This is a genomic window from uncultured Bifidobacterium sp., from assembly GCF_945269915.1.
GTDB lineage: Bacteria > Actinomycetota > Actinomycetes > Actinomycetales > Bifidobacteriaceae > Bombiscardovia > Bombiscardovia indica.
The window spans coordinates 118,586-142,562 of record NZ_CALYOY010000001.1 but is presented as its reverse complement, the minus strand read 5'-3'; the positions used below and the strand labels follow the sequence as shown (position 1 = coordinate 142,562).

Here is a 23,977-nt window from a genome sequence, read left to right as displayed (position 1 = left end):
TGACTCTTAATCAGCGTGTCCGGGGTTCGAGCCCCCGTGGGGGCACAGGCTGAAAACTCTACAGTCTTCACGGCTGTGGAGTTTTTGCTTTCTGCCGTTTTATCTGATGAGTCCGCATCATAAGGTTATGAGTTTTGACTGTCTTGACTTTCCATTCGCTATTCTTAGCTAAGACAGGAAAGGTGATGGAATGTCATATGTGACCATCCGCGAGGTGGCCGAGCGGGCGGGTGTATCAGCCACCACAGTCTCCCAGATTCTGCATGGTAAGGGTCGTTTTTCCCCCAAGACCAGAGAATCCGTGCTCGGTATTGTTGAGAAAATGGGTTATATCCCGGATTCCAGGGCGAGGGCCATACGTTCAGGCCAGGCCAAGGCCATCGGACTTCTGGTACCCGACCTGCGCAACTCATACTTCGCCGATATGGTCGCTTCGATGGAGGAGGAACTGTATGGCCGCGGGTACGCCACTCTGATCGGTTCTTTCGGTGAAGACCTGGCCAGACAGGATTCTTTCCTGCACAACATTCTTGGACAGCGCATCGATGGGGCCATCGTGGTGCCGAAAGGGGTCGACTCTCCTGGTATGACCGCTATGGTGAAGCGGAAACTCCCCTTGGTTTTTGTCGACCGTCGCGTGCCAGGCACTCCTTCCATTCCTTACATAGTGTCTGACCCCATCCAGGGTATTCAACAGGCTCTGGATGCTCTGATCTCCTTGGGACATCGGCGTATCGGCTTTGTTTCTCATACGTCCCTCTGCTCCTCGACCCTGCAGGAGCGCGAAACCGTCTTCAAGACACTGGTGTCTGGATTGCCTGATGCAGACGCCTTTCCCGTGGTGGATTGCGCAAACGATTACGAATCGCATTCCCGGGGGCTCGATTATCTCCTTCGGCAGGGTGTGACGGCCATCGTGTTCGGATACTCGCCTGATGCCATCAGCATGGTCGGTATCCTGCAGGAGAGAAACCTGCTCATCGGCAGCGACATTTCCGTGGTCTCCTTTGATGATATTGCCGCTTTCCGGCTTATGACCCCCAGCATTTCGGTCATATCCCAGCAGGCCGATGAGATGGGGCGCCGTGGTGTCGAGGAAGTGCTCGACTTGATCGGCGATACTGGAGGCGATGCCGGTAGGGACTCAGCAGCAAATGCAACGGGTGACGCTCAAAAGGATAATTCCGGATCCGAGTCGGGATCTGCAACGCTTCGAGGGGACCGTGTGGAGGATCGTCGGATGGTCAGGATACCGACGGTCTTCATCCCCAGGGGCTCTCTGCATCAGGTCCATCACTGACATGACCGTAATTCCAGGTGCCCAATTCCAAGGACCGATACCGGCATACAGACTTTGAGGCTTCATGATTCGAGCGTCCGGGCCGGGTAACTCCGGTACAGACGATACCAGACTCTGGCGGTATCCGGTTTCGGGCTCTCCTCAGGCCATTAGTGGTGACACGCCGTTTTGACATAGTCTGCTTTAACGATTTATCTTATAACTGTTACCTGATTTAACGTTACAGCACACTGTAGTGACGATATGTCAGATGATGACTTCGGTTCTTGGAACCGCGAGAGGAGTGACGACGCCGACACAATTATGCGAAATATCCGGTATGTAGGGGGCCTTCGGGTTTATCTATCAGAGTGGTTTGGTCATGGCGTATCTTCGTCGGTTCATAGATATGCACGGTGAGCATGACCTGGAAAGTGGAAGTTGAGGATAATCAATGACGAGTAGTAAAAAAACGATTCTGTGTGTCGACACAGGTGTGGATGACGCTTTGGCCTTGTGCTACGCGCTCTCCCATGAAGATCTGAACCTGATTGGTATCTGTGCTTCCTATGGCATGGCCACCGTTCCCCAGACCTTTTCCAACACCAAGCACATCGTCGCCAGTCTCGGCAAAGGCGACCAGATCCCCGTTTACATGGGGTCCGAAAAGCCTCTGGAACGGGACAGAGAGTATTCCGGAACCTTCCATGGCATGGACGGACTGGGCAACCAGAACCTCCCCGATCTCAGTGGCGACGCCAAGCCCGAGGAATCCGTTGAATTCATTATCGACAGCATCAACAAGTATGGTGCTGACCTGCAGATCATTACCACCGGACCCATGACCGATATGGCCAAGGTCATTATGCGTCTGCCGGAGGGGACGGAACCGCAATTCACAATGGTGAGCATGGCTGGAGCGGCCATCACACCAGGGAATTGCAATCTGTACTCTGAGGCCAACGTCATGGTCGATCCTGAAGCGGCGAAGATCTGCTTCGAGTCTGATGTGGAGATCACCATGGTCGGCCTGGATGTGACCAGGAAGACTCTCTTGACTGGCAAGGAGCTGAAAGTCTGGCAGGGGTATGACAGCCCCAGCGCCGAGATCCTCAGTAAGGCAGTCGCCTTCTATCTGGAGGCATACAGGGTTCACCACCCCTATCTCGCCGGTTGCGCCCTCCATGATCCGCTCGCAGTTGGTGTAGCCATGTATCCGGATCTGGTCAAGACCATCCCCATGAACATCACCGTCGTCACTTCCGGAGAGGCCGATGGGGACACGGTGGAGAACTTGGACAAAATCGCCGAAAAGCCGACGACCAAGGTTGCGCTCTCGGTTGATGCTGACCGGTTCATGGCCGATTTCTATAGCCACCTCAACGCTGCCTTGCAGTAAGAAAGAAGACAGAGAGAATGACAGAGAAAACCACTGAACTGAACGAGGAGTCGCTGATTCTCAAAGCGATGCCCTTCATGATCTTTATCTGCTTCATGCAGGTCTTCAGCGATAAGATGTTCGGGATTGTCTCTCCCGATATCGCCAAGACCTTCGCCCTTTCACCCGCTCAGGTCGGCTGGCTTACCACCATCGCCTCACTGGTCTTTGGTGTGGGTGGAGCCATTTACTCCACCCTCTCCGACGACGTGTCGCCACGTAAGCTCTTTACCATCGGTACGACCATGTTCGGCATTGGTTCAATCCTGATGGTGGCCTTGCAGTTCAACTTCTGGCTGATTATCGCCGCCAGGTCCGTCCAGGTTGCCGGCGCCGCCGTTATCCCGGGCTGCTTCGTCGTATTCGTAAGGAAGTACCTTTCAGCCGATAAGCAGGCCAAGTATCTGGGCTTCAACACGGCAATGTACCAGCTCTCGGCGGCCTTGGGCGCCGTCTTTGGTGGCGTGGTCAGCAAGTACCTCTCCTGGCAGATGACCATGATCGTCCCGGTCATTGTGTTGATTGCTCTTCCCGCAGTGCGTAAGTATCTGCCCGACAAGGCCAAGGAGACCGGCAAGCAGCCGGCGGAACGGATCAACGTGGTATCCGTGGTCATCTTCTCTGTTGCCTTTGCACTGATTCTCCTGGCCATCAATAAGAACACTTGGCTCTGGTGGGGGGCGGCCGTCGCCTCGGTCGTCATCTACGCCATCTGCTCCAGGCTGGTCAAGAACCCGATTATCGATATCACCCTCTTCAAGATTCCCAAGCTTGTCACCGGATCCCTGGTGGGTGCGATCGTCTACGGCGTTCAGATGTCCTTCTTCTTCGTTTTCCCCTTCCTGATCAAAGCAAATTATGACGTGAGTAGCGCCACGGTCGGCATGATGTATCTGCCTGCCAACATCTGCGCATTCTTGTCGGGTATGTCTTCGGGATTCATCACCAACAAGATCGGCTCCAAGAAGGGATTCCAGCTGGGATGCATCATCATCCTCCTCTCGCAGCTGGTGTTCGGCTTCTTCCTGGGTGGGAACATCATCTTCATGTGGATTGCTCTGGTTCTTTTCGGTGTCGGATACACGGTCATCTACCCGGCTTATAATTCGATTCTGCCGAATTCGTTGCCCAATGATGTGGTCGGCCGCTGCATGGCAGTTAACAACCTGCTGAACCGTCTCATCAATACGGCCATGATCGCAGTCGCCGGTGTGCTCATGTCGGGCACCAGCCTGGCCAGAAAGATCATCCCGATCATGGGGAGTTCGAAGAATTCCTTCCTCTACTCCAATATCTGTTTCATCTTCGCCCTGGTCATCATCGTCGGTATGGTGTCCTACTACTTCGTCTTCAGGGACGTGGAGGAAGATAAGCAGGTGGCCTAGTCGCTCTTACGGATAGAGCTGTCTTGCAAGGTTTCCGCCTTTCATCCCGAGTGGTGGGAACCTTGCTTCGGCATAGGAGACGGCAGGGCTCATGTACTGTCTGCCATGCCTGAAAGGGAAGTGGTTCACTGCTCGATGAGTTCAAGGTCGAATTGTCCAGAACAGAAAGGACCCATAATGAAACGTGGCTTGCGATACGATTTTTCACTGCTGGCCTTGTTGCTCATCCCGGTGGGCGTTTCAGTCAATGTGGTCGGTTACCAGCTGTCATCCATCCTCAAGTTTCCGATTTTCATTGACCAGATCGGTACACTCTTTGTCTCTATGATTGGAGGACCATGGGTGGGGATGGTCACCGGACTGATGGGGAATGTGATCAATGGCATGCTCAACCCCGTCGCCTTCCCCTATGCTTTGGTAGCGATGGCCACCGGGTTTGTGGCGGGGATACTCTCCAGGTGGAAGTGGTACACCAACATCGTCGGTGCTGTTGCTGCTTGCGTGGTGATCAGTGTCTTCGCGGCCATCGTCAAGGCCCTGGTGACTCTGGTCGTTTTCGGCGGTGTTACCGGTGCCGGAAGCGATCTGATCACAGCCGCCTTCCTGGTGGCAGGAACAAGCCTGATCAAGTCGGTCTTCTCGACGAGTATTTTCACGTCAATAGCCTCGACGGCCGTTGACGTTGCTGTGAGCTGGATTATACTGCGGAAACTGCCCGACAGGTTTCTGGTCAAGTTCAATTACGGTATGCCTTACGTCAGGAAGAGCAGGATTGCATCATGAACAGTGCCATCGGCAGGTTGTATCCCTCCTCTAAGTTCTGTTTCGTCCTCTTGGCGATTATCGTGAGCATATTCACCCCAGGGCACTGGCTGCAATATGCCATGTTCCCGTTTTTCCTTTTCCTGAGTTTCTGCAGCGGGACCGGGATGAAATTCTTCAAGGCTTTCATCTCTTCCATTGCCATGATTGTGGTGGTGATTTTCCTGGTGCAGGTTTTCATCGTCCGTTACCCGGATAGCCAGCCCATCTGGGGGTTCATCTACCTCTCCCAAAACGGTCTGGAGAAGAGCCTGGGTATCACCTCGAAAATAGTGGCCAGCGCCTCGGCCATCATGTGGTATTTCCAGGTGACGACGCCCAAGGACATGGTCTATGCCATGGAGCGGGCCAACTGGCCCAAGAAGGCGACCTTCGTAGTCATGTCGACCATCCAGATGGTTCCTCAGGTCATGAATCAGGCCAAGACCATCATGGATGCCCAAAAGTCGCGCGGCATTGAAACCGAGGGCGGTGTCTGGATCAGGCTAAAGACTTTTGTGCCCATGCTGGGTCCCCTGATTTTCTCTCTGATTCAACAGACCGAAGAGCACGCCCTGGCATTGCAGTCACGGGCCTTCCTTTCCTCTGCAAAGAAGACATCACTCTACCGGCTCGACAAGCATGCGATTGATTGGGGCATACAAGTGCTCTGCCTTATCCTGTTCATCGCCTTCTTGGTATGGAGGATTTTCTAAATGGTTGCGATTTCGTTGGAGCATGTCACGTATCGGTACCCCCTTGGCACGGGGGATGCCCTTGATGACATATCATTCCATATCGGGCAGGGTGAAGTATATGCCCTAATTGGTGGTAATGGTTCCGGCAAGACCACAGTCTGCAACATCATCCGAGGATTCATCCCCCAGTTCTATAAAGGGACCCTTACAGGTTCGGTGATGGTAAATGACAAGCCGGTCAGTGAGTATGATGATGCCGAGCTGACCCAAATCGTTGGCTACTCCTTCCAGAACCCCTTCACGCAGATGTCTGGTGTCAAGGACAATGTCCGTGAGGAGATAGGGTACGCACTCGAAAATCTGGGTCTTCCCCGTGAGGACATCGGCAGACGTGTCGATGCCATGATCGAGCTCCTGGATTTGCAGGAGATGGCCGATCAGAATCCTCTGGAGCTGTCCGGAGGCCAGCGTCAGCGGGTTGCCATTGCTGCCGTACTGGTCACCGACCCACAGATTGTCATCCTGGACGAGCCCACATCACAGCTCGATCCTCAAAGCACTGAAGACATCTTCAATATCATCAAGCTTCTGAAGAATCAGGGGAAGACCATCGTTCTGGTCGAGCATAAGATCGACCTGGTAGCTGAATACTGTGATTACGCCCTCCTCCTGGAAGAGGGCAGGGTTGCGATGGGCGGACCAATCCGCGATGTGCTTACGGACCCCAAGGTTATGGACCATGGTGGTCAGCTGCCCCAGGTCGCCCGGTTCTTCATCGACAGGAATACCAAGCTTGGACTGTGCGATCCCATCCCCCTGACGGTTCAGGAAGCGGTGGAGTTCAAGACAGGGAGAGGAAACTGAAGTGGCATATCTGGAATTGTGCGATGTTGACTTCTCGTATTCCAACGGTTTTGAGGCCTTGCACCATGTCTCCATGCGGTTCGAGATGGGTGAGGCTGTAGCCATCATCGGCCAGAACGGTGCGGGCAAGACCACAGTCGTCAAGCTGATGAACGGTCTGCTGAAGCCCAGCAGGGGCCAGGTGCTGGTCGATGGCGTAACAACGAAGCAGCAGAGGACTTCACAGGTGGCGGCCAAGGTCGGTTATGTCTTCCAGAATCCCGACGATCAGATCTTCCAAGACACCATCGGGAAGGAAATCGCTTACGGCTTGGTGAAGAAGAAGGTCGAGAAGAGTGCGGTCAAGGCCAAGGTTGCTGCCGCGGCGCGTTTGTGCGGACTTGAAGATGAGATGGAAACGCACCCGTATGACCTTCCTTTCTCTCGGCGGAAGTTTGTCACCATCGCATCTGCTCTGGTCATGGATCCCAAAGTTCTGATCCTTGACGAACCCACGGCAGGGCAGGATGCGCCCTCGACCCGTCTGCTTGCGGATATCATTCAAGGAGTAATGGCCAGTGGCAAGACGGTCATCACCATTACCCACGATATGGAATTCGTAACCAAGGAATTTTCCAGGGGAATTGTCATGGCCAAGAAGCACGTGCTGATGGACGCTCCGATTGCAGAGATCTTTGAAAACGACGAGGTCTTGGAAGAGGCGCATCTGAAGCGCCCCTACATCGCTCAGCTTGCCCGTTCCTATGGGATTCGGGGGGTCCTGACCGATGAGGAGCTTCTCAGAGCCATGTGATTTTCCCGGTGGAAAGAGAATTGTCGGGAGTCGTTGCCATTCTTTTCCGGGCTGTCTGAAGCTTGAGTGCCGGAAGGTCTGAAGAAAAAATCATGCTCGAATCCGTGCTGTGCTGGATGGACCGACCGGTTCCGGACTGAACCCTGTCCGTGATCTGGTGCCGCGTATCATCCGCTCCGTACTTTCCGTTCCCGATACGGCTGGCTCACGGCGGGACGAGTTCCGGGCCCCGGTCGTGGTCCTGATTGTCTGCGATGCCGAGGGCACCTGGATCTGTTCAGGGTTCTCTTTTCCGCCAGATGCATTATGGACCCTTCTTGAAGGGTCAGCCGTACCGCGGATAGTATGGACTGTATACCGATTCCTTGATCTGGTCCATTGGAGAAACAGAAAGCAGGTAAGACCATGGGCGTCTTCGGGGCAGGAAAGACCGCGAGCCGTTTGTATTGGAGCATGCAAGCATCGTGACGGGCGATGAAATAGGCACCGTTGAGGTCGACATGTCCATTCTGGTTTCGGCGGATGGGCGCATCGAGCAGGTCTGCCCCACAGCGCTGGCTTCTGTGCCTTCTGGGTACCACCGGATTGATACCACGGGCAAGTTCGTTGCTCCTGGTCTGATCAATGGCCCACACCCACCTCTTTGCCGACGGTCGGCCCCTGTCTGGCGGAGGTGATATTTCACCTCGTGTGGTTGATGCGGCCATGAAGGTCATGCATGGTCCGGTCGGGCGGATGCTGATGGATTCCCGAATCAAGTCCAATGTCTCGGCCCTGCTCAACTCGGGGGTCACCACGATCCGCACCTTGGGCGATGTAGGTTATGAAGCGGTCCGTCTGCGTGACAAAATCGATGCCGACGAAGTGACCGGGCCACGTATTCTGGCCGCCGGTCCTCTTCTGGCCATTCCTGGTGGGCATGGTGATCCCCTCATCGCTCTCTCCTGCACCTCTCCTGAAGAGGCGAAGCGGAGGACCAGGGAGAACCTGGACCACGGCGTCAATGTCATCAAGGTGGCAGCAACCGGCGGCGTGACCGATGCCACCAAGGTTGGTGAAGCTGGTACTCCCCAGATGACCCAGGATGAAATGGCCGCTGTCTGTGACGAAGCCCATGAGTTTGGTGTGCTGGTCGCTGCCCATGCCCAGAGCCCCGAGGGGGTCAAGGCCGCCCTGAAAGCGGGTGTGGACACCATCGAGCAAGGCAGCGTCATGGATGAGGAAATCATCGGTCTCTTCCTTGACAATCCGCGCTCGCTGCGTGGTTTCTCCGCACTGGATCCCACTCTGTGTGCCGGTCTGCCCCTGGTCAAGCTGAGCCAGGAGGAGCTGGGTGTCAGCGATATCGTTCGCAGTAATTCCGAATTGGTCGTTGACGGGATGGTTCAGGGAGCCAGGCAGGGCCGCGAAATGGCATCTCTATGGGTGTCGGCACCGACACGGGCATGATTTTCGTGCCTCAGTATGGCACCTGGCGCGAGATGGACTACATGGTGAAGTATGCAGGATTTACCCGCGCCCAGGCCTTCCATGCGGCCACGCAGGTCAATGCGCGGAACCTGGGCTTCGACGATGTGACAGGCTCTGTCGTGCCAGGCAAGGACGCCGATCTGATTGTTCTGGAGGCAGACCCCGCTAAGGATCTGCGCACTCTGGCTGGTCCAAAGCTGGTCATCGTCCGTGGCAAGCCGGTCTGGCACCCCGAAGTCAAGCACTTCGAAGACATCGATCGTCTGCTAGACACCTTCTGATCCGACAAAACCTGCCTGGCTACTTCTCCAGGTGGGGAACTGCCTGTTTTCATATCAGGGATCGGTGGTCCCGCTATCCGCATATATCATTTGACCACCGCCTACGCTGGCGAGTTGCCTTCGTTGAAATCCATGATATCGTGCAGTCCCAGCTGAGGGAGATGAAGGATTACCTGGATCCTAAGGCTCTATCCCAGTCGTTGTGGGTTCGTCGGTTCCGTTTTGTTGATTGACTCGTTTCATACCTGGTTGATGGCTACGCACAAGCTTGGTTACTCTCTATACCAAGCTGTTTTATGGGCAAAGCGATCTAGAGTGAATGCGCTTTCATTTCTACGAATTCCAGTATTGTTTGACAATCAGCGGTTCTGTCTCTATCCTCTGTAATGAAAACGCAACCACACAGTGATCGGTGTGAATGCATGGATAGGAAGCTAGATGGAGGGCTCAAAGATGAGTACGAAAATACACGGGGCAGCTGTAGTTGCAGCAACTCTCTCAATTGTGACTCTTGCGGCTATGTCTGCATGTGGCAAGGTGGACAGCTCCAAGAAGAGTGGAAGCGTATCTATTGCCTGCTCTCAGCAGGAAGATTTCTGTCAGACGATCACGAAGGCCTTTGCCAAGTCGAGCGGTATAAAGACCACCTATGTGCGTCTCGGTGCGGGTGAAGTCCTGGCCAGATTGGCGACAAATCCGGGAGAATTCGATGTCTGGGCAGGAGGACAGGCCGAAAACCACTTGCTCGCCGATGACAAGGACTGGGTCGAGCATTACGTACCCAAGAACACGAACTCCCTCCAGCAGGAGTACAAGGATTCAAAGGGATCTTGGACCGGTTTCTACACGGATTCGATTGCTTTCTGTTCCAACACATCCGAGTTGAAGAAGAAGAACGTCAAAGCTCCCACTTCCTGGAATGAACTTCTGACTTCCAATCTGAAGAGCAGCGTAGCCATGCCCCATCCGGCCACGGCTGGTGTGGGATATATGGCCATGTACACCCAGGCGCTCCTCCATGGGGGCAATCAACAAGCGGCCATCGATTACTTCAAGCAGCTCAACGGGAATGTCATGCAGTACTCCAAGTCCGCAGCCACCGGGACCGAGCAGGCCGGACGAGGCGAGGTGACTGTGGCAATAGCGCTTGATTCCGACTGCCAGAAGGCCATCAAGGCCGGATACTCGGATTTGAAGACCACCTACCCCGCAGAGGGGACCGGCTACGAGGTTGGAGCCCTTTCAGTCCTGAAGAACGCACGTAATAAGGGGAGTGCTCATGCCTTTGCTGATTGGCTCATGTCCACGGACGCACAAAACCTCTATGCCGACGTGCCTTCATTCGCTGCTCCGACCAATCCCAAGGCGAAGGTCGGTAAGGATGTGTCCAGGCAGGACAAGGTCAAGAAGGTGAACTGGGATGTGCGTAAGGCTGCAGATGCCCGCGACGCTTTCATCAAGTCCTTCGAGAATGATGTCGCATCCTCCAAGGACGCCAAGTAATGACGCCGGTGAGCGTACCTGCAAAAAGCAGGCATAAGCGTAGTAGAAGGCCCAGGGAAAGTGCTTCGGTCTGGGTCATCCTGGCATGTGTCCTGGCGGTCCTGGTTCTGATTCTGGGTATCCCGGTCATCAGATTGCTGACAGCTGCCCTGGGGGCCACCGGCCGCGCTGCCATGGCTGGTGCCTTTGCCAATCATGGCGAAACCTTCGTGCACAGTATCGTTCTGGGGCTTCTGGTCGGTGTTTGTGGCACAATTCTGGGCTTTGTCTGCGCCTATGTTCAGACCTTCGTCAAGATGCCTGGTAAAAAGGTCGTGCACTGGCTGACCCTATTGCCCACCATCTCCCCGCCATTTGCGGCCGCGACCGCCATAATCACCCTTTTCGGCAAACGTGGCATGGTCACCAACGGTCTGTTCGGCATGGAAGTGAACATATACGGTCTGCCGGGGTTGGTCATGGTGCTGACCATGACCTTCACCCCCGTCGCCTATCTGAACATCAAGGGGATGTTTGAAAATCTGGACCCGGCCACCTTCGAGGCGGCTTCCAGTCTGGGTGCATCGGAATTTCAGACCTTGGTCAAGGTGACCATCCCGATGGTGTTGCCCTCCATGCTTTCCTCCTTCTTGGTGCTTTTCGTGGAAGGTATCGCCGACCTTGCCAATCCTTTGGTCATTGGTGGCGATTATCGGGTTCTGGCCAGCCAGATCTACTTTGCGGTTGCAGGCTCAGGAGATGTGGCCGGTGCAGCCGGTGTGGCTTTGGTTCTTCTGGTTCCCGCCCTGACCGTGTTCTTCATCCAGAAGTATTGGGCCAACAAGAAATCCGTCGTAACTGTAACAGGCAAGCCGACCGGTTCCCTGAAGCCGGTCGGGTCCAAGGCGGTGCTGATTCCAATGCTCAGTTTCAACTTCCTATGGATTCTTCTGGTGGCCATGGTCTACCTGACACTTCTGGTCGGTGGATTCGTCAAGATCCTCGGCGTGGATAACGCATTCACCTGGGACCATTTCACCTTTGTCCGCTCACTTGGTGCTGACGCCATTGGCACCACACTGATGTTGACTCTGATTGCGGCTCCCCTGGCCGCCCTGCTGGCCTTGGCCATTGGCTGGCTGGTGGTTCGTCATCTGCCCAGGTTCGGGCGTCTACTCGATTTGTGGGGCATGCTGGGTGTAGCCATCCCCGGAACTGTGTTGGGTCTCGGATTCGCCCTGGCATATTCCAGCAGTACGGTTCTCTTCGACTATGAGATACTGCCGCCCTTGGCCGGTGGACTTGCCGTCGGGGGAGGAGCCATAGCCATCATCATGGTCTTTGTCGCCCGGGGTGATCCTACCGGGCAGCAGGCCTTCATCTCAGCCCTGCAGCAGATCAATCCACAGGTGGAGGAGGCAGCCACCTCTCTGGGTGCCAGCCCGCTTACCGTGGTCCGCAAGGTCACCCTTCCCCTGATGAGTTCGGCCCTGGTCACGGCTATAACCTATGGCATTACCAAGTCCATGACGACCATAACGGCAATCATCTTCATCACGACACCTGAGACCAAGGTCATGACGTCACAGATTCTGGATGAGGTGGACGCGGGACGGTTCGGCAATGCCTTTGCCTACTCCAGCCTCCTGATCGTCCTGGTGCTGGTCGTATTGGGAATTGCCAATGCTCTTCTTCGTCAACTTAACCATTCAACGAGGTCCATATCATGACAAGTTCAATAACAAATGCTCAGACAGACGGCTCGCGGCTGTCTGAGGGCGAGCAAAGGGCCGGAACCCTGGTGCTTCAGGGTATCTCCAAGGTCTATGCATCAAAGAAAGGGGACTTTAGGGCCGTCGATGACACGAATCTGACAATCAGGCCGGGGATCTTCGTCACACTCCTTGGGCCATCCGGTTGTGGCAAAACCACGACCTTGCGCATGATTGCCGGATTCGAACGGCCCACCGAGGGAGACATCCTTCTGGATGGGAAGAGCATTCTGGACATCAGCGCCGATAAGCGCCCCATGTCCATGGTCTTTCAGTCTTATGCACTCTTCCCACACCTGACGGTTCGGGGGAACGTGGAGTTCGGGCTGAAGCTGAAACGAATGGGCAAGCAAGCCCGTCGAACCAAGGTTGATGGTGTTTTGAGCATGATGGGTATAGAGCAATATGCCGAGCGCTATCCCGATCAGCTTTCCGGTGGACAGCAGCAGCGTGTGGCCCTGGCCAGGGCGCTGGTGATGGAGCCGAAGATCATTCTCTTTGATGAGCCGCTCTCCAACTTGGATGCCAAGCTCAGGGTGAAGATGCGTTCCGAGATTCGAGATTTGCAGCGTCGGCTCGGGTTAACGGCCATCTTTGTAACCCACGACCAATCCGAGGCCCTGACCATGTCCGATGTGATTGTGGTCATGAGTGCCGGGAAGGTCGAACAGGTGGGAACCCCTTGGGGGATCTACCATCGTCCGGTCAATAAGTTCGTGGCCTCCTTCCTCGGAACTGGCAACTTTATCCCCGGTGTTGTCGAGGAGGTTCTGAATCAGGGCCAGAATGATTGTAAAGCCGCTGTCCAGTACCTGCCGCCGGCGGCCCTGTATCGGTTGAAGACCGAATTGGGGACCATGGAAGTCAGTGGGGTTCCTGGATTCGTTCCGGGCGACCGGATAGAGGTTGTCGTCAGGGCCGAGAACCTGCTCGTTGGTCCAGGCAGCGAGGGTGAAGGTGTGAAGATACCTGGGACTGTGGTTTCCTCGGCCTTTGACGGGGAGGTGGTCCATTATCAGGTCAGGACCCAGGCGGGTGAGCTGACGGGTAGTGCGCCTGGTGCGGATGTACCCGTCCCGGCGGGGACCGATCTCTCCTGTGTTGTTGAATCCCGGGCGCTCTGGGCCGTGCCGGACCAAGGAGGTAGCCAGAGTAAATGAAGCGGTTCTTTGACCGACCTGATACCCAGTGGCGCAGCCTGACCGGGGCACTGCATCTGTACGCCCTGCCCGATCCGAGCGATCCCGTGATTGCCCGGACCAGCAAGGAGGGCGCACGGATCGGTCGTTGGCCGGGCCTTGCCCTACAGCCCCCCCTCTTTCTCCATATGACCCTGCAGCGGTTGGATCTGTACCGCGAGGACATGGATCAGATGACCTGGAACCACCTGCTTGAAGGTATGGAGAAGGTCAGTTCCGATTTGGATCCCTTCACCGTCGAATTCGCTCGTCCCTGCATACGGGAGACGGCAATTGAAGCGCTCGGGACACCAGTCGGGCAATGGCATCAGGCTGTTACCGCCATTCGTGGAGCCATGACCGAGTTGGGCCTTGGCAGCTCTTTGACGGATGAACCGTTCGGTCCTCATTACACATTTGCATACTGTCAGAACGATACCTCTTCAAGGGAAGACGCCCAACTGGGAAAGGCCCTCGAACGGGTCTGCAAGCCACATTCCTGGCGAGTGGATACCCTCCATCTGGTTGCTGTAGAGCAGCGTCCAGACGAGGGCGTCTTCCGCTTTGAAAGGCTCTATTGCTGGCCCTTGGGCATATGATGTTGGGATAATACCGATGAGAGCAAGGGGTGGGTTGTGGAGCATCAACGCCGTGTGAGTATGGCGGACATAGCACGTGCTGCCAAAGTGTCGCCATCAACGGTGTCGCGTGCTCTGAACGACCACCCTAAGGTCAGTGATGAAGCCAGAAGACTGGTACTCGAAACCGCCGATCGGCTGGGGTACGTGCGCAATCTCGGTGCTGCCTCCCTGGCTTCTTCCAAGTGTGATGCCATAGGTTTACTGATTCGCGATGTGGGTAATGAATTCTACGGTGGGTTGGCTTCCCGTGTCCAGTATGAAACCGATGGTGTCGGTCTTGATTTGTTGTTGACCTCGAGTGAGGACAGCCTGGACAGTCAGCTGGCCGCTGTGCGGAATCTACTGGGGCATGGGGTGGGGGGCATCATCATCGCCTCTGGCCGCGTCTCATCGCAGACTGCCGACTATGCGGCCAAGTTCGTGCCTACCGTTGTGCTGGCAACAGGGTATGACATGCCTTCTTTCAGCTCTGTTCGTATCGACCCTCGTTGTGAAGGCAGTCTCGCCAGGCGTGTGGTTGAGCAGGGGCACCAGAAGATAGCAGTGACGGCTTCAGCTGATGTGTTGGCCTCGGCATTGCATGCCCGAACGGCCAATTTCCTTACTGAGCTGGTGGTCGCAGGTGCCCAGACCACGATTCTGTCCCTGCCATCCGATGCCAAGGCTTCTATCGGCTCTGAGGTAGATAAGGCGATAGAGTCCGGTGTGACGGCAATCATGGCCGGTAATGATGCCATAGCCTTGTCCATTCTGGAGCATTTCAAAGCCATCGGGGTCAGCTGCCCCGAGCAGGTTTCCGTTACAGGGTTCGATGGGGTTGGTGCTTTCAGGTCTCCGCTCCTAGGGCTTACCACCATGGAGCAGCCGGTCGGTGAACTGGCCCGGTCCGCGGTCTCGCTGATGAAAGACCTCCTGGATAACGAGGCCGGGCAACCTCATCAGGTCTTGGTCGAAGGGAAATACGTACCCGGCAAGACACTGGGGCCGGTGAGGGGTCGAAGGTGAACAGTCGGTTGTCGCGTCTATGACAGGGTGGCGTGGGAGCACGGCGGTATGGGGAACGGAGAAATGGGAGTGAATCAAGTGGGTTCTGATCCGGTTGTTGGACGTTTGGCTCCTTCGCCTACCGGTCGGATGCATCTGGGCATTTTTTGCCTGTCTGGCGGCTTGGTTGGGCGTCAGGTCGCATGAGCTTCCGGGCTTCTGCGTCTGTGCATCGAGGACACTGACGGACCGAGTGCGGTCAAGGATGCCGACCGGTGGATCATGGATGATCTGGATTGGTTGGGGTTGGACTGGTATGGGCCGGTGGTCTACCAGTCTCAGCGAAACGATCTTTATGTCCGAGCCTTGAAGCTGTTGGAAATGCAGCATCTGGGTGATGGACAGCCTCTGGTTTACCCGTGCTTCTGTTCCCGGGCCGATATTCGCGCGGCCTCGGCCCCCAATGCGGGTGATGGGTTCATGGTGTATCCAGGGACCTGTCGGGGTCTTTCCGGGAAGGTGGTCAGGGAGTAGCTGAATCGGGGCAAACGACACAGCATGCGTATCGCGGTTCCTGACAACCCTGATGTCCCTGGTGATGTTTGCAGGTTCGAGGATTCGGTCTTCGGCCTCCGGTCTTTCTCCCTGCCCAGGGAAGTGGGGGACGTGGTCATCAAGAGATCGGATGGGTTGGTCTCTTACCAACTGGCCGTTACTGTGGATGATCTGGCCATGGGGGTGAATCAGATCGTGCGCTGAAGGGATCTTTTGCGGTCCACGGCCATCCAGTCCTGGATCCGGAGCCGCCTGCAGCCGGATTCTCCTCTCGTCCAGTACGCCCACCTGCCGTTGATAGACGGGGAGGATGGCAGGCGGTTGTCCAAGAGGTTCGGATCGGCAGACATGCAGATGCTCCGGCAAGGGGGCTGGTCTGCACGGCAGGTGATTGGGGTCTGTGGTTGGCTCCTCGGTCTTTTGAATCGCCCGGAGCCTGTAAGGGCAGAGGAATTGTTGGACCGTTTCACGTGGAACTTTCTGGCCGACAATCACGAGGACCGCCGCTTTGATCCGGAAGAATTGGAGCCGAATTCTGGCTACATGAAGCCGGACCGATGCTGCCACGGCCTACGCATTGATCGTGCACCGGTCTCTTTCGGACTCCTGGACGGGCATCCGGATCTCAAGGAGTTTGCAGGTCGACGCCTGGCCCAGCTGGTACGGGACAGGGATTATACGGTGGGCACCGGTTTCGCGGGAACACCCTATGTGTTGCCTGCTCTGACCGAGACGGGACATCTTGAGGAGGCATACCGACTCTTCCTTTCGGAGAAGTGCCCCTCCTGGCTGTACCAGGTCTCCATGGGTGCGACCACCACCTGGGAGCGGTGGGATTCCATGTTGCCCGACGGCAAGGTGAACTCGGGGGTGGGTATGACGTCTTTCAACCACTATGCCCTCGGATCCGTGGCCGAATGGATGTACTCTACCCTGGGTGGACTTGTCATGACCACTCCAGGTTGGGAGCGGTTCAAGGTCGCCCCCAAGCCCTGGGGGCCGATCAGGAACGCCCATGTGACTCATAAGACGGCTCTGGGTATCATCGACCTGGCCTGGAAATACGAAGCGGATGACGGCCAGCTGACCATTGATGTCTCGGTACCGGAGGGGAGTTCCGCCCTGGTCGAGGTGGGTGAGCAATCAGAGCTGATTCATGCGGGCAGCCACCGTCTGGTCTATGCCTATACGGTCTGAGTTCAGCCTCTTTCCGGTCTCCGCTCCCTAGCTTTGTTCTTTCGGCCGGGGCGGAGGCCTTTTGTATTGGGCTGAATTCATGTGAACCGTCGCATTGGTGGTGTTCCGGCAGTAAAGTTACGGCCGGTCGCATCCCTGCCGGGTCGTTGGGTCCCGGCCTGGATCCTGTCGGGGCTTGATCCCGCGGCCAGTGCGAACGATCTCCAGCGGGGTGCGCATGCTGGGTGGATCCCTGTCCTGGTTCAGTCTGACGGTGCCTTTGCGGGGGTGTGTTTCCGCGAACACGCCTGAATATACATTATATTGTTATGTTGTTATAATGTTTGAGACATTCAAGGTCGATTGACACAGGGGATGGCTTCTTCCCCGGTCGTTTGCCGAGAAGCGAATGGCTTCGTCACATGCGAGGAGGCAAATTGCTGGACAAGTATTTCCCGGAAGGCACCGTTCTGTACCGGGATGACGTGGCCGATTGGCAGGAGGCCGTAGACGTAGTCACGGCCCCCCTGGTGAAGCTCGGAAGAATCAGGACGTCCTACGTGGATGCCATCAAGGAGTCGATTCGGAAACCCGGAGGCACCTACATCGACCTCGGGCAGGGCATCGCCTTGGCCCATTCAAGGCCGGAGGCAGGTGTGGTGGCCACTTCACTGTCGGTGCTGAAGGTTGGCAGACCATTCCTGTTGGCGGATTCACCGGACCATCCAATCAGTACCATGTTCTGCCTGGCCGCCCAGGACTCGGACAGCCATCTGAGCCTGATGCAGTCTCTTGCGGCTTTTCTGAGCGATGCGGGTAATCAGGACAGGTTGGGCAAGGTCTCGAATGCTGAAGAGTTGAAGACGATTCTCAAGGAAGAAAGGTGATCAGTATGAAGATTCTGACGGTATGCAGTACGGGGCTTGGGTCCAGCTTCATGACCCAGCTCAATATCGACAAGGTGCTGAAGGAACTCGGCGTCACCGGCGTGGAGACCGACCATCGCGATCTCGGCTCGGTCAGTCCGGGGGACGCCGACGTCATCTTTGTGGGGCGCGATATCGCCGATGCCGCCAAGGACCTTGGTGATGTGGTCGTTCTTGACAGCCTCATCGACATGAAGGAAATCAAGGAGAAACTGATCGAGGCCTTGAAGCGCCACGGTGTGGCTGTGCCCGGGGAGGAACAAGCATAATGAACGGTGTTCTCAAGGTCCTCCTGGACATCTTCCGACAGCCCTCCGTCATCGTCGCTCTCATCTCCCTGATCGGTCTGTCGCTGCAACGCAAACCGGCCACCGACATCATGAAGGGGACCATTCGCACCTTTGTGGGCTTCCTGGTCCTGGCAGCCGGTGCCGGGGTGGTGACCAACGCCCTGGATCCCTTCGGTGACATGTTCCAGTACGCCTTCCACGTGCAGGGAGTGGTGCCCAACAACGAGGCCATCGTCGGCACGGTCTTGGTCAAGTACGGATCCGTGGCCGCCCTGATCTTCTTCTTCGGCATGATCGTCAATGTGATCCTGTCGGCGACCTCCTATTTCAAGTATGTCTATCTGTCCGGTCATGTCGCCTTCTACATGGCGACCATGATCACCGTCATCTTCGTTGCTGCCGGATTCCAGACTTGGCAGACCCTGCTCTGGGGTTCCATCGCCCAGGGCCTGGTGGTCACCCTTTCACCGGCAGTGGTGCAGCCCTTCATGAAGAAGGTCACGGGTACCGATGACGTGGCCCTGGGGCATACCGGTGGATCCGGAATCGCCCTGGGTGGTCTGGTCGCCACGCTGACCCGGAGCAAGAAGCACCCCTCCAAGTCCACCGAGGACATCAACTTCCCCAAGAATCTTGGGTTCCTGCGTGATACCACGGTCATCGTGGCATTGTCCATGGCCGTCATCTACGTTATCGTCGCCCTCTTTGCAGGTCCGGCATACATTGAATCCAAGCTGAGCAACGGGCAGAACTTCATCGTCTATGTCATCATTGAGGCGGCCACTTTCTCCGCCGGTGTCTACATCATCCTGGCAGGGGTCCGCGTGGTTCTGGGTGAGATCGTGCCCGCCTTCAAGGGCATCAGCGAGCATCTGGTCAAGAACGCCAAGCCCGCCCTGGATGTTCCCGTCACCTTCACCTTCGCCCCCAACGCCGTGTTGATAGGCTTCCTCTCCAGCTTCGTCGGAGGCATCGTGGGTATGGCCATCATGGCTGTGGCCCATACGACGGTCATCATTCCGGGAGTCGTGGCCCACTTCATGACCGGTGGCGCCACTGGCGTGATCGGCAATGGTGCCGGAGGTCGTCGAGGCGCTGTGCTCGGTTCCTTCGTCAACGGCCTGGTCATCACCTTCCTGCCGCTCCTGCTCCTGCCTGTTCTGGGCAGTGTCGGTAAGGGTGCTGCCACCTATTCGGATGCCGATTTCGGTGTGGCGGGTATCTTCCTGGGCTACCTGAACAAGGCTGGCGGTCAGATCGCCATCATCGCCGGTCTGGTCATAGTGCTGATTCTGGTATACGTGGCCTCTTACTTCCTCAACAGGCGTAAGAATGCCATCGCCGATGCCGCTGACGTGGCCGAGAAGGCCCAGGCCACTGCGTGAGTTGGACTCGGGGTGGGTCACGGGATCCGATTCGGGCCCGGTCCCGTTGCCTGCCCGTTCCTCCAATCCATTTCCGGCGGCGGGAGATGGGGGTCGCCGCGAGGGAGCAGCCATTGATTAGGTTTTAGAATCGTCTGATGGGGGGCATGCGACGGCCTGACTGATTCGGGTCGAACGATGTCATTGTGTAATTGTGATGAGAACCAGGTGGGCCGGTGTTGCAATGGTAGATGGAATTCCCAAGTACGTGTCCGTGAGGAACCATTTGCGGGGCAACGTCGAGCGGATGGAGGATGGGGCACAGTTGCCCACCGAATCCGAGCTCTGCAAACGATACAAGGTCAGTCGCATCACTGTGCGTCACGCCATCGAGGATCTGATCCGAGAAGGTCTGATTGTTCGTAACCAGGGTAAGGGGACCTTCAAGATCAAACCGCCCTCCTCTTCGCGCGAGGTCATCAATGGGCGGATTATGGGTTTCTGGCGGCAGCAGCACGATTTGGGCAGGGTGGTCAAGACCAGGGTCCTGTGCAATCGGGTCACCGCGGAACCCAACATGGCCACCCGTCTGGGTCTTGATCCCGCTGACCCCCTGATCGATTTGGAACGCCTGCGATACGTGAACGGGAACCTGCGGCAATATGTGCGGACCTACCTGTCATCCGAACAGTATCCCGACATACTCCACCATGACTTTTCCGACGGCTCCCTCTATGACTTCATCGAAGCACGGCACGGGGTCAAACTGGCCCGGAACGAGGTGGTCGTCCGCATCGAGCGGGTGGATGCCCGGATAGCCGATTACTTCCAGGTCGAAGAGGGTACGCCCATCCTGGCCATGGACTCCACGGTCTATGACAGCTTCGATGCCGTGGTCGCCTTCGGAGTGGCCTTGCAGCCACCGGCATACAGCGAAATCGAGTTCGTCATCAACGGGTTGAGGGACTGAACCTGGTGGGCGTGAGACCTGGTCCGGTTCCCTTTATTGTGCGCATGATCGGTTGATCGCCGTTGCCAGGTCTTCGGGATCCGCGACCCCCAGGATCAATCTGCTGAATTGCTCCTCCTCCAGCTGAATGACCAGAGGGCGCTCGGGGCGTCCCAGGTTCCAATAGGTCCTTTCCCCTTCATGGGTGAAGGTGCCCCTCCATGCGTTCGGCAGACCCAGACCTGGACCTCGAACCCCTTTCCCCTCATCGGTGATGCCGTCGTCCACGGTCGCTCCGCGCACGTGCTTCAGGGGGAAGGACAACTCTCTTCTGAAGGAGAGGATTGCGTTGATGCCCCGTGGTCTGACCACCAGATGATCCTCAGTGATTTGTACGGAATTGCTGGCCTTGGTGCCCTGTCTGTTACTCATTGCCGGTTCCTTTCTTGATTGTCTGTTTCGGATAGCCTTCGGACAGATCGATACCGGCACGTTCCAGAAGGCGATGGCCGAGCAGGACCTCGGTCGTGGTCTTCTGCGACTGTTCCCTGGACGATCCCCCTTGCCCCGATGGTGCGGTCATGGCGTTCAGCTGCTTGGTAAGCAGGTAGCGTATATGAGGGTCGTCTGCCGAAACCTCCATCAGTGCTACGAGCATCAAATCGACTGTTTCGGCCTGAGGGTCGGCTCGGTTCAGGCTGGTCTCCAGGGTCTCCTTGAAGAGTCCGTACTTGCTGCCGAATGCCGCGTAAAGGCTTCCTCGCAGAAGCCCGGTCGCTTGTACCAGGTCGTCAATTGAGCTGCCTTGGTACCCCTTGGCGACGAATACCGACCGAGCCTGCGCCAGTACTCGGTCCATGTCGAATTCCCTGTGTCGTCCCATAGTGACAGCATAAATTATTTTGACTGTTCAGTCAATAAAATCGGTTTCCGCTTCTCTTTCTATCCGAGAGCGGGGAGAGGACCTTTCGGAATCCGGTGTGTGGCCGGGCGTCTCACTCAGAATTTCCAGGATTAGGGGTACCCCTTGGTTGGTGCCGGCGCGGCCAGGATGAACGCCTTCCCGCACATCGGTCTGAGCTGGTGCGATGACGGGCATCCGGTGAGGTGAACCCTGAGGATCGTGGGTATGGACCATGCTTGGACGGCAGAGCCTGCTGAGGATACTATGAACCTATAACCGGATTCCTTGTCGTGGTGCACAGAAGCAGAGAAAGCAGGTAGACCATGGGGCGTCTTCAAGGCAGGAAAGAACGCGAGCCGTTTGTGCTGGAACATGCCAGCATCGCATCGGGGGATGGGATAGGGACCATTGAGGATGACATGTCCATCCTGGTCTCCGCCGATGGACGCATCGAACAGGTATGCCCCACCCGGTTGGCCTTTGTTCCATCCGGTTACCATCACATTGATGCCACCGGCAAGGTGGTGGCCCCCGGGCTCATCAACGCCCATGTCCACCTCTTCGCCGATGGGAAGCCCCTGTCGGGTGGGGGCGACATCTCGCCGCGAGTGGTCGATGCCGCCATGAAGGTCATGCATGGCCCTGCTGGTCGTGTCCTGATGGATGTTCGGATCAAGTCCAACGTCTCCGCCCTGCTCAACTCCGGCGTCACCACGATTCGCACCCTGGGTGACGTGGGATATGAGTCGGTCCGCCTGCGGGACCGGATCGATGCGGATGAGCTGATGGGGCCCCGCATATTGGCCGCCGGCCCCCTCCTGGCCATTCCCGGCGGACACGGTGACCCCTTCATCGCCCTTTCGTCCTCCTCACCTGAGGAGGCGCGGCGCAACACCCGCATCAACCTGGACCATGGTGTCAATGCCATCAAGGTGGCCGCCACCGGTGGGGTGACCGATGCCACCAAGGTGGGGGAGGCCGGCACCCCTCAGATGACCCTGGAGGAGATGACCGCGGTCTGCGACGAGGCCCATGAGTTCGGAGTGCTGGTCGCCGCCCATGCACAGAGCCCGGAGGGGGTCAAGGCGGCCCTGAAGGCCGGCGTGGACACCATTGAGCATGGAAGCGCCTTGGACGATGAGATGATCGGTCTCTTCCTGGATAATCCGCGATCGCTCAGGGGCTTCTCGGGTCTGGACCCCACCCTCTGCGCTGGTCTGCCTCTGGTCAAGCTCGGCCAGGAGGAGCTGGGGGTGACCGACATTGTGCGGAGCAATTCCGAGTTGGTCGTCGACGGTATGATCGAAGGGGCCAGGCAGGCCCATGAGAACGGGATATCGGTCGGGGTCGGCACCGATACCGGCATGACCTTCGTTCCCCAGTACGGCACCTGGCGCGAAATGGACTATATGGTGCGCTACGCGGGCTTTACCCCGGCTCAGGCCTTCCACGCCGGTACTCAGGTCAACGCGAAGAATCTGGGCTTTGATGACGTGACCGGTTCCGTGGCCGTGGGCAAGGATGCCGATCTGATCGTCCTGGACAAGGACCCGGCCAAGGATCTGCGGACCCTGGCCAATCCCAGGCTGGTCATCGTCCGTGGTCGTCCGCTCTGGCATCCTGAAGTCAGGCACTTCGATGACATCGACCGCCTGCTCGACACGTTCTGAGGGGTGCAATCCCCGGCAGGGGTGGAGGATGGCAGGTGGGTTGACCCGGAAGGAAGGGCGAATCGACACTGTGGGGCGGATGGCACCCTCGCCGACCGGACGGATGCATCTGGGTAACGTCTATGCCTGCCTGGCGGCCTGGCTGGGTGTCAGGTCTCAGGGTCCCTCGGGGATTCTGCGGTTGCGGATCGAAGACATCGACGGGCCCAGGGTGGTTCCCGACGCCGACAGGTGGATCATGGACGACCTGGATTGGCTGGGGCTGGACTGGGACGGGCCTGTCGTCTACCAGTCCGAGCGGGGGCAGGACTACGAGCGGGCACTGCAGAGACTTGAGAGGCAGCACCTGCCCGATGGGCAGCCCCTGGTCTATCCCTGTTTTTGCTCGCGGGCCGATATCCGTGCGGCTTCGGCCCCCAATGAGGGGGACGGCTTCACCATCTACCCCGGCACCTGCCACGGGCTGCCCGGTTCCGTCGTCCGTGAACGGCTGAGTCAGGGGCGACGGCACAGTCTCCGTATCGCCGTTCCCTCCCGTCCTGAGGATGCCGAAGCAATCCGTCGATTCGATGATCGGGTCTTCGGCACCCAATCCTTCAACCTGCCGGAGGAGGTGGGCGACGTGGTCATCAGACGCTCGGATGGGTTGTTCTCCTATCAGCTGGCGGTCAGTGTGGACGACCTGGCCATGGGGGTCAACCAGGTCGTGCGCGGGCGTGACCTGCTGCGGTCAACAGCCATTCAGTCATGGATACGGGCCCATCTCCAACCGGACCCGCCTGATGTGGAATATGTCCATCTTCCGTTGATCGACGGCATGGATGGCCGACGGATGTCCAAACGGTTCGGTTCGCCGGATATGGGTTCACTCAAGGAACATGGCTGGCAGGCACGGCAGGTGATTGGGGTCTGCGGCTGGCTTCTTGGCCTTCTGGACCGTCCCCGTCCGGCCCACCCCCAGGAGCTGCTCCACGGTTTCACGTGGAACATCCTGGCATCCAAGAGGCAGGACCGTCGATTGGACCCGGAGGAGTTCTTGTCGCGGTCTGAGGTATGAGCCGCCGACTACCATAATCT

25 protein-coding genes are annotated in these 23,977 nt (G+C 57.2%); 23 read left to right on the top strand and 2 right to left on the bottom strand.

All coding sequences use genetic code 11. The features are described from left to right. Positions 1-190 precede the first annotated feature (190 nt). The 21 genes from Q0K62_RS00595 to Q0K62_RS00495 all read left to right on the top strand — a co-directional run bounded on the left by Q0K62_RS00595 (position 191) and on the right by Q0K62_RS00495 (position 20,347). Positions 191-1,300 carry a LacI family DNA-binding transcriptional regulator gene (locus Q0K62_RS00595; RefSeq protein ID WP_297316034.1) on the top strand — a complete coding sequence of 370 codons (1,110 nt, stop codon included), beginning with the start codon at positions 191-193 and terminating at the stop codon, positions 1,298-1,300. A 433-nt stretch (positions 1,301-1,733) separates the two neighbouring features. Continuing rightward, complete coding sequence (locus Q0K62_RS00590; RefSeq protein ID WP_297316033.1) at positions 1,734-2,678, top strand: nucleoside hydrolase; 945 nt, start codon at positions 1,734-1,736, stop codon at positions 2,676-2,678. A 17-nt stretch (positions 2,679-2,695) separates the two neighbouring features. Further along, positions 2,696-4,102, top strand: a complete 1,407-nt coding sequence (locus Q0K62_RS00585; protein WP_297316032.1) for an MFS transporter — start codon at positions 2,696-2,698, stop codon at positions 4,100-4,102. 105 nt (positions 4,103-4,207) lie between these two features. Beyond that, entirely contained in the window at positions 4,208-4,885 is a 678-nt protein-coding gene (locus Q0K62_RS00580) for an ECF transporter S component (RefSeq protein ID WP_297316031.1), read from the top strand. Continuing rightward, positions 4,882-5,619, top strand: a complete 738-nt coding sequence (locus Q0K62_RS00575; protein ID WP_297316030.1) for an energy-coupling factor transporter transmembrane component T — start codon at positions 4,882-4,884, stop codon at positions 5,617-5,619. Before Q0K62_RS00580 ends, Q0K62_RS00575 begins: the two co-directional genes overlap by 4 nt. Next, the gene (locus tag Q0K62_RS00570) at positions 5,620-6,465 is read left to right on the top strand and encodes an ABC transporter ATP-binding protein (RefSeq protein WP_297316029.1); all 846 of its coding nucleotides are present in this window, start codon (positions 5,620-5,622) and stop codon (positions 6,463-6,465) included. Position 6,466: 1 nt separating this feature from the next. After that, complete coding sequence (locus tag Q0K62_RS00565) at positions 6,467-7,258, top strand: energy-coupling factor ABC transporter ATP-binding protein (RefSeq protein WP_297316028.1); 792 nt, start codon at positions 6,467-6,469, stop codon at positions 7,256-7,258. A 624-nt stretch (positions 7,259-7,882) separates the two neighbouring features. Further along, positions 7,883-8,707 carry an amidohydrolase family protein gene (locus tag Q0K62_RS00560; protein WP_297316027.1) on the top strand — a complete coding sequence of 275 codons (825 nt, stop codon included), beginning with the start codon at positions 7,883-7,885 and terminating at the stop codon, positions 8,705-8,707. After that, entirely contained in the window at positions 8,680-9,009 is a 330-nt protein-coding gene (locus tag Q0K62_RS00555; protein ID WP_297316026.1) for an amidohydrolase family protein, read from the top strand. The genes Q0K62_RS00560 and Q0K62_RS00555 overlap by 28 nt, the downstream gene beginning before the upstream one ends. A 537-nt stretch (positions 9,010-9,546) precedes the next feature. Then, positions 9,547-10,512 carry an extracellular solute-binding protein gene (locus Q0K62_RS00550; protein WP_297316025.1) on the top strand — a complete coding sequence of 322 codons (966 nt, stop codon included), beginning with the start codon at positions 9,547-9,549 and terminating at the stop codon, positions 10,510-10,512. Between the two features lie 8 nt (positions 10,513-10,520). Then, positions 10,521-12,221, top strand: coding sequence for an iron ABC transporter permease (locus Q0K62_RS00545; RefSeq protein ID WP_297316024.1), 1,701 nt, complete (start codon positions 10,521-10,523; stop codon positions 12,219-12,221). Next, positions 12,218-13,423 (top strand): ABC transporter ATP-binding protein, encoded by a 1,206-nt coding sequence (locus tag Q0K62_RS00540; protein WP_297316023.1) that lies wholly within the window; start codon positions 12,218-12,220, stop codon positions 13,421-13,423. Before Q0K62_RS00545 ends, Q0K62_RS00540 begins: the two co-directional genes overlap by 4 nt. Next, entirely contained in the window at positions 13,420-14,040 is a 621-nt protein-coding gene (locus tag Q0K62_RS00535; RefSeq protein WP_297316022.1) for a 2'-5' RNA ligase family protein, read from the top strand. The genes Q0K62_RS00540 and Q0K62_RS00535 overlap by 4 nt, the downstream gene beginning before the upstream one ends. Before the next feature lie 36 nt (positions 14,041-14,076). Continuing rightward, entirely contained in the window at positions 14,077-15,087 is a 1,011-nt protein-coding gene (locus Q0K62_RS00530) for a LacI family DNA-binding transcriptional regulator (RefSeq protein WP_297316021.1), read from the top strand. Positions 15,088-15,285: 198 nt separating this feature from the next. Continuing rightward, the gene (locus Q0K62_RS00525) at positions 15,286-15,600 is read left to right on the top strand and encodes a glutamate--tRNA ligase family protein (RefSeq protein ID WP_366515875.1); all 315 of its coding nucleotides are present in this window, start codon (positions 15,286-15,288) and stop codon (positions 15,598-15,600) included. Positions 15,601-15,624: 24 nt separating this feature from the next. Continuing rightward, positions 15,625-15,825 (top strand): hypothetical protein, encoded by a 201-nt coding sequence (locus tag Q0K62_RS00520; protein WP_297316020.1) that lies wholly within the window; start codon positions 15,625-15,627, stop codon positions 15,823-15,825. A 339-nt stretch (positions 15,826-16,164) separates the two neighbouring features. Then, positions 16,165-16,818, top strand: coding sequence for an alpha-L-rhamnosidase C-terminal domain-containing protein (locus Q0K62_RS00515; RefSeq protein WP_297316019.1), 654 nt, complete (start codon positions 16,165-16,167; stop codon positions 16,816-16,818). Between the two features lie 401 nt (positions 16,819-17,219). Further along, entirely contained in the window at positions 17,220-17,684 is a 465-nt protein-coding gene (locus tag Q0K62_RS00510) for a PTS sugar transporter subunit IIA (RefSeq protein WP_297316018.1), read from the top strand. A gap of 5 nt (positions 17,685-17,689) precedes the next feature. Continuing rightward, complete coding sequence (locus Q0K62_RS00505; protein WP_297316017.1) at positions 17,690-17,992, top strand: PTS sugar transporter subunit IIB; 303 nt, start codon at positions 17,690-17,692, stop codon at positions 17,990-17,992. Further along, entirely contained in the window at positions 17,992-19,398 is a 1,407-nt protein-coding gene (locus Q0K62_RS00500) for a PTS ascorbate transporter subunit IIC (RefSeq protein ID WP_297316016.1), read from the top strand. The genes Q0K62_RS00505 and Q0K62_RS00500 overlap by 1 nt, the downstream gene beginning before the upstream one ends. A gap of 223 nt (positions 19,399-19,621) precedes the next feature. After that, on the top strand, positions 19,622-20,347 hold the full coding sequence (locus Q0K62_RS00495; protein ID WP_297316015.1) for a GntR family transcriptional regulator: 726 nt from the start codon (positions 19,622-19,624) through the stop codon (positions 20,345-20,347). Between the two features lie 33 nt (positions 20,348-20,380). Here Q0K62_RS00495 and Q0K62_RS00490 read toward each other — a convergent pair whose 3' ends face one another. Together Q0K62_RS00490 and Q0K62_RS00485 are read right to left on the bottom strand one after the other, a co-directional pair. Continuing rightward, positions 20,381-20,758: a hypothetical protein gene (locus tag Q0K62_RS00490; protein WP_297316014.1), complete on the bottom strand. Its 378-nt coding sequence runs from the start codon at positions 20,756-20,758 to the stop codon at positions 20,381-20,383. After that, positions 20,751-21,185: a helix-turn-helix domain-containing protein gene (locus Q0K62_RS00485; RefSeq protein ID WP_297316013.1), complete on the bottom strand. Its 435-nt coding sequence runs from the start codon at positions 21,183-21,185 to the stop codon at positions 20,751-20,753. The genes Q0K62_RS00490 and Q0K62_RS00485 overlap by 8 nt, the downstream gene beginning before the upstream one ends. A gap of 368 nt (positions 21,186-21,553) precedes the next feature. On the opposite strand from Q0K62_RS00485, the gene Q0K62_RS00480 reads away from it, so the two are divergent. Together Q0K62_RS00480 and gluQRS are read left to right on the top strand one after the other, a co-directional pair. Next, the gene (locus tag Q0K62_RS00480) at positions 21,554-22,900 is read left to right on the top strand and encodes an amidohydrolase family protein (protein WP_297316012.1); all 1,347 of its coding nucleotides are present in this window, start codon (positions 21,554-21,556) and stop codon (positions 22,898-22,900) included. Positions 22,901-22,928: 28 nt separating this feature from the next. Continuing rightward, entirely contained in the window at positions 22,929-23,957 is a 1,029-nt protein-coding gene (gene gluQRS / locus Q0K62_RS00475; protein ID WP_297316011.1) for a tRNA glutamyl-Q(34) synthetase GluQRS, read from the top strand. The last annotated feature ends 20 nt before the right edge of the window (positions 23,958-23,977 follow it).